At 36.8% G+C, this 6,000-nt stretch carries 6 protein-coding genes and 1 pseudogene; 1 reads left to right on the top strand and 6 read right to left on the bottom strand.

Annotated features, from left to right (window positions below):
• Positions 1-487, bottom strand: a pseudogene (locus tag ACFIK7_RS09815) (hemagglutinin repeat-containing protein); the annotation flags it as partial.
• 6 nt (positions 488-493) lie between these two features.
• Here ACFIK7_RS09815 and ACFIK7_RS09810 point away from each other — a divergent pair.
• A complete protein-coding gene (locus tag ACFIK7_RS09810; protein ID WP_273790554.1) occupies positions 494-718 on the top strand; it encodes a hypothetical protein in 225 nt (74 codons plus the stop codon).
• A 410-nt stretch (positions 719-1,128) separates the two neighbouring features.
• Here ACFIK7_RS09810 and ACFIK7_RS09805 read toward each other — a convergent pair whose 3' ends face one another.
• The 5 genes from ACFIK7_RS09805 to ACFIK7_RS09785 form a co-directional block, all read right to left on the bottom strand.
• Complete coding sequence (locus tag ACFIK7_RS09805; RefSeq protein ID WP_375663294.1) at positions 1,129-2,010, bottom strand: outer membrane protein; 882 nt, start codon at positions 2,008-2,010, stop codon at positions 1,129-1,131.
• 183 nt (positions 2,011-2,193) lie between these two features.
• A complete protein-coding gene (locus tag ACFIK7_RS09800) occupies positions 2,194-2,442 on the bottom strand; it encodes an outer membrane protein (protein ID WP_375663298.1) in 249 nt (82 codons plus the stop codon).
• A gap of 18 nt (positions 2,443-2,460) precedes the next feature.
• Positions 2,461-2,613, bottom strand: a complete 153-nt coding sequence (locus ACFIK7_RS09795; RefSeq protein ID WP_375663293.1) for a hypothetical protein — start codon at positions 2,611-2,613, stop codon at positions 2,461-2,463.
• Between the two features lie 733 nt (positions 2,614-3,346).
• On the bottom strand, positions 3,347-4,183 hold the full coding sequence (locus ACFIK7_RS09790; protein WP_375663292.1) for an outer membrane protein: 837 nt from the start codon (positions 4,181-4,183) through the stop codon (positions 3,347-3,349).
• Positions 4,184-4,520: 337 nt separating this feature from the next.
• Complete coding sequence (locus ACFIK7_RS09785) at positions 4,521-5,354, bottom strand: outer membrane protein (RefSeq protein WP_273790645.1); 834 nt, start codon at positions 5,352-5,354, stop codon at positions 4,521-4,523.
• Positions 5,355-6,000 lie beyond the last annotated feature (646 nt).

The following is a 6,000-nucleotide window of genomic DNA, read 5'->3' as shown; positions in this document are numbered from 1 at the left end:
TGGCTTTCAGCCCTACCTTGCCATCAGCCGCAATGGAACTGCCTGTGATGCTAAGATCATGCGGTTTGCCATCCTGCCCTGCAATGACCGTGGTGTCACCTCCCGATTTTATCGAAGAGCCAACGGCATGAGAGGCTTGCATATCCACTTTCGTGTTTTTGGTGCGAAGATGATACTCCATTTCATCGTTTCTTACCCCTATCGCTATCTCCCCTTGGGCGCCAAGAGCAACATTACCCTTGGCATCTATATCGGAAGCAGCCATATGGATATCTTTTCCAGAGAGAACAGTGGTCTCTTTTCCAGAACTTAAATGAGAGCCATTGTGTAAGGCAACATGAAAGGTTTGATCCCCGCGATGGCTATTGGCACTGTTGCGTGTGGCATCAATCGAAACATTCCTCTCAGCTTGCAAGAGAAGTTTATCCGTTGCTTGAACATCAGAGCCTAAAATATTCAAATCTTTTCCAGAGAGAAGTGGGCTTGATGTACTTTGAAAAATATTTATTTAAAACAAATGTGTGAATACACAACAACAAGTGTATTCCGTTTAGGGCGTTCTGTTTTGCATGAGGAGTATGATCCCATTAAGAAATGCAATAAACAAAAACGTAAGACAATGCATCATCTTTATTTTCATTATTTAAAAGATATTGCTCTAAATGCTTTTGAAAATCGTAAAGCTAAATTAAAAGAAGATGATAAAGTTGGAAACTAGTTTTTCTCTTTGTAACTTTATATTCTTCCCCAATGAGGCTGTATTCCCGTTTCAGAACTTACTCTAACAGATATATGTAGTATGCTCGCTCTAATCTAGTATATAAAAGTAGACTAAAGTTCGCCACTGGTTATGATATTGTCCTATTTCTGAGATTAATTAAATACTTTTCACTTAAGTGTAAAATGATAGCCGTAATATAAGATTTTATGTAATAAGTAGTTATAAAATCGCTGCATACTACTAATTCGCCTTTTATAATATAAAACTTTTTTAAGCCTTATAATACAAAATGATACCAATAAAAAATAAAAGAGATTAAGAGAAATAAAATAGAGAGCTAATAAAATAAAGGCCCCGTTAAACGAGGCCTTAGTATTTTTTGTGCTAATAATTTCATTTTTACGAAATTAGAATTTGTAAGCGACACCTACACGGAAGTCATTGGTTTTGTAGTTGAATTCACGTGTATCGTTGGCGAATTTCTTTTTACCAAAATCGGAGTAACGGTATTCTGCACGTAAAAGAACGTTGTCGGTCATTGCAAAGTCAACACCGCCGCCAATAGTGAAACCAACCATTGTCTTCGTGTCATCAGCCCAAGTACCACCAGTCAAATCTACATTTTGCTTAATTGATGGGTTTTCAACCACATCAGCTTTCTGTTCAACTTTAACTCTCTCTCCTTTTCCTGTAACTGATTGAATACCCTGTACCTGCGCATAGGCAATACCACCAGCAACATAAGGCATAATACGGTCAACAGCAGCAAAACCGATACGAACGCGTGTAGCACCAGACCATTTTTCTTTGTAACTGTGCTTTTCCGTTACCTTGTCACCTATTTCAAACCGTTGCTGATCTTTTAATTCAACCTTAGCTTTTTCAAGGGCATTATTAAAAAATGCCACATCTTCTTTAGTAAGAGTCAATTCACGGGCTGTTTTTGATTCTTCACGGTCTGCCCAAACTGCATCGGTTTCAACACCGAGAACGAGACCATTTCCGAGGTCTACGTTAGATCCGGCATAAATGCCACCCATGAAACCAGAAGGACTAGGTGTGTTATCTTTTTTGAAAAGTTCTTTGTCTGCTCCTGGAATAGTTACTTTAGTTTTACTCGAAAAGTTGCCAACTTGACCACCAAGATAAAAACCTGTCCAAGAAAACGAAGGGGCTGCTGCAATAACTGCTGGTGCAACTTCATGAGGGATCACCACGTCAGCAGCTTGTGCTGCAGAAGATGAAATTAAAGCAGCAACAGAAGCTGCTATTAAAGATTTTGTATTCATAATTTTGCTCCTAAATTAACTATAAAATGACCTTACAAGATTATAGATAGAAAAGCTGTAGTAAAAATGTCACAACCATACAAATAAACACCCAGAAAACCAGTGGTTTGATCAAAGTCAAGATCTCTTAAAAATTTAATTTTTTATTAATACTTTTTATTCATAATTGTACTTTTGATGAAATTAGAACTTGTAAGCGATATCTACATGAAAGTCATTGCTTCTGTAGCCTAGTTTAAGGTAATCCTTTTTAAATTCCTTCTTACCAAAGTCTGAGTAACGGTATTCCGTACGAAGCAGAATATAATTTGTCATCGCGAAATCTATATCACCACCAAGAGTGAAATCCACCATCGTTTTTGTTTTATCAAATACCGTAGCAGAAAATGCTTTACTTGGGTTATCATTTGCCGATTTTTTTGTTCCTGAAATTTTACCAACACCCTGTATTTACGCATAAGCAATACTACCGGCAACATAAGGCATAATACGATCAGTGACGGAAAAACCAACACGAACCCGTGTTGCACCAAACCTTTTTTCTTTGAAACCAATGCGATAAACTGCTGTGTAACCCTTTTGAAACTTTTCATTTTCATCCAATGTAACACCAGCATCTTCAACTTCATCATTAAAATCATCAATCGTAAGAATCTTTGAGACCGTCTTCGTCTCTCCTCAGTCTGCCCAGACTGTATCAGTTTCAACACCTAGAATGAGGACATTTCCAAGATCTACGTTGGAACCTAAATAAATACCACTTATGAAACCGGAAGGCATAGGTAGTGCATCTTTATCTGAAGTTTTTTTTCTTTTGTCTCTAAATCAAATACATAAACTTTGACTTGAAAAGTTGCCAACTTAACTACCAAGATAAAAACCTGTCTAAGAAAACGAAAGAGCTATGATAACTGTTGGAGCTGTTTTACGAGGAATGACAATATCAGCAGCTTGTGCCGCAGAAGCTGTAGTCATAGCGATAACAAAAGTTGTTACTAAAGATTTTGTATTCGTAAACTTTGCGCCTCATTTATTTAGAGGATAATGCTACAAGATTACATAAAGAAAAGCTGTCGTAAAAAATAATACAGTCATAGAAAATGGAGGATGCGCTCAAAACAAAATCGCTGCATGACTTTACAACGCTATTAACTTCACTCCGTACGAGAATTCGTAAGTTAACTTATCGATTTTGAATGTAATTCTTGTCTGTCGTTTATGAAAATATTTTTATATCTCCAATAAATATGGAGTGAGTAATAATATAACAACAGAAAATAATAGAGGCTCTGTCAAAGACAGAGCCTCTTGGAAGTTTATTTCGTTTTTTACGAAATTAGAATTTGTATGCAACGCCAACGCGGAAATCATTGACTCTGTATTGAAGTTCAGCTGTGTCTTTAAAGTATTTCTTTTTACCGTAGTCTGAGTAACGGTATTCTGCACGCAACAGAACATTGTCTGTCATTGCGAAGTCAACACCAGCACCAAGGGTGAAACCAACGAGGGTCTTTGTTTCATCATATACGTTACCAGAAGCAATAACCTTATTAGCATCCTTACCAGCATTAGCATCTTTTTTCACTTCAAGTGCGGAAATGCCCTGCATCTGCGTATAAGCAACACCACCAGCGATATAAGGCATGATACGATCAGTAGCAAAACCTATACGAACGCGTGTAGCACCAGACCACTTTTCTTTCATAGTAATACTTTCGATGTATTCATCCCCGCCTGCAACTTCTAGACCATCGTTCTTTTTGATCTTAGCATCATTGAGGAGTTTATTAATTTTATCAAGACTTTTACCAGTTCCCTGTCCAATAATCATTGTTATACCATCAATTGTGTCTTTTTTACCAATAAAAGAGACATCTGTATCCAAGCCGAAGATCACACCATTGCCGAGATCAACATTGTAACCTGTGTATAGGCCACCGAGCATACCGGAAAGCTTAAGATCGTGCCAACCTAAAGTGCTAGAACCTTTGTCAGATTTCATTGAACGACCACCAATCTGAGCACCAAGATAAAAACCTGTCCAAGAATAGGCAGGGGCTGCTGTGATGACTGCTGGGGCTGTTTCACGAGGGATGACAACATCAGCAGCTTGTGCTGCAGAAGCTGCCGCTATAGCGATAACAGAAGTTGTTACTAAAGATTTTATATTCATAAACTTTGCTCCTAATTTATTTATGAGCACAGTGCTACAAGATTACAGAAAGAAAAGCTGTAGTAAAAATGATACAGTCACAGAAAATGGAGGGCACATCCCAGACAAAATTGCTTCATAGCTTGATTTTGTACGAGAAACCTTAAAGATTATATATATAAATAACTTATTGATTTTTAAATGTAATTTTTGTTTGTTGTCTATGAATTTTTTTAAGAAAATCTGAATAATATCTTTTCACATCCACAATAAATTATGTATTGTGTGATAATATAGCAACAAAGAATAACAAAGGCTCTATCTTTGACAGAGCCTCTGTTATTTTACTTACCATCTTTTAAAATTTGTAAGCAACACCAACACGGAAGTCATTGGTTTTGTAAGATGTCTCATATTTATCATTTGAGAATTTCTTTTTACCAAAATCAGAGTAACGATATTCCGCACGGACAATAACGTTATTGGTCATGGCTAAATCAACACCAGCACCAAGCGTGTAACCAACAAGGGTCTTTGTTTCATCAGACAGAGTACCAGAAGCTATTACTTTATCTGAATCTTTCCCTGTTATTGAAATCAATGCACTATCTTGAAGCTGTGTATAGGCGATACCACCAGCAACATAAGGCATAATGCGTTCAGCTGCAAAACCAATACGTACACGTGTCGCACCAGCCCACTTTTCTTTAAAAGTGAAACTGTGGGTTCGTTTATCACCAGGTACAAGCGCATCTTTACCAATATTAATTCCAGATTCTGTTAATATCTTCTTAATATAATTTATGTGATCTGGAGCAATAACATATGTTTTTCCTGTCTTCGTGTCATCTTTATTAGACCACATGATATCTGTATCAACACCTAAAATAAGGCCATTGCCGAGATCAACGTTGGAACCTGCGTAAAGACCACCCATGAAACCAGATAGTTTAGGCAAAAGATCATCAGGTGCTGGAATCTTTTTTCCGTTACTGAGAATATCCATTTTCGTCTTACCCGAAAAACCACCAATCTGCCCCCCAACATAAAAACCTGTCCAAGAAAAAGTTGGAGCAACAATAACAGGAGCAACAGGTGTTGGACTGGGGGGAACAATAACATCTGCTGCTTGAGCTGCTGAAGCTGAAACAAAAGCGAAAGCAGAAGCTGTTATTAACCATTTCATATTCATATTTTCTCTCCATAGCTGAATATTTATTTGAACACACCATTTCATATAGAGCCCCATCTTCAGATATCTGTAGCAAAAATGATACACTTATAAAAAAAACAAAAAGCCAATCAAAGTACCCTTAATTGCTTGATCTGTAATAAATGAGAATTAAACTATGCCCATGCACAAATGATCTCTTTTCCTCACGTTTTCTCTCCTTTATCATTTTGATAAAAAAACTGCGCCACAGTACCCTCCGTGTAAAGCGTGTGCTATTGGAATGAAAATATAATATATTGATTTATAATGAAAAAATATCTTTTATATTAATTCGTCTGCAATATTGAAGATGTTCTTATCTTAAGCCTTTTTATATTAAAGCCCCCCCAGCACCTCACAAACGAGCAAGTGTGTGAATAAATAAAACTATTTAAAAGCTAAAATGCTTCCTATTAATACTCTCAATATTGTAATAGTGAAGACCGTTACAATATTGAGAGCAGCTAAATGTAACTGTTCCATTTAAATTCATACAAACAACGTTTTTAGCTTCATCCTTCGTATAACCAAATGTGAATAGCTCTTTGATTATTTTTTCATCACTGTAAAGAATGCTTGTACCCGACAGAACAAGATCTCCACTACCCTATGAACTGCAACAAGA

It is taken from the genome of Bartonella sp. CL266QHHD (assembly GCF_042195355.1).
Lineage (GTDB): Bacteria > Pseudomonadota > Alphaproteobacteria > Rhizobiales > Rhizobiaceae > Bartonella.
Note: the sequence above shows the minus strand (reverse complement) of the source record. Positions and strands in the feature narration are given on the sequence as shown.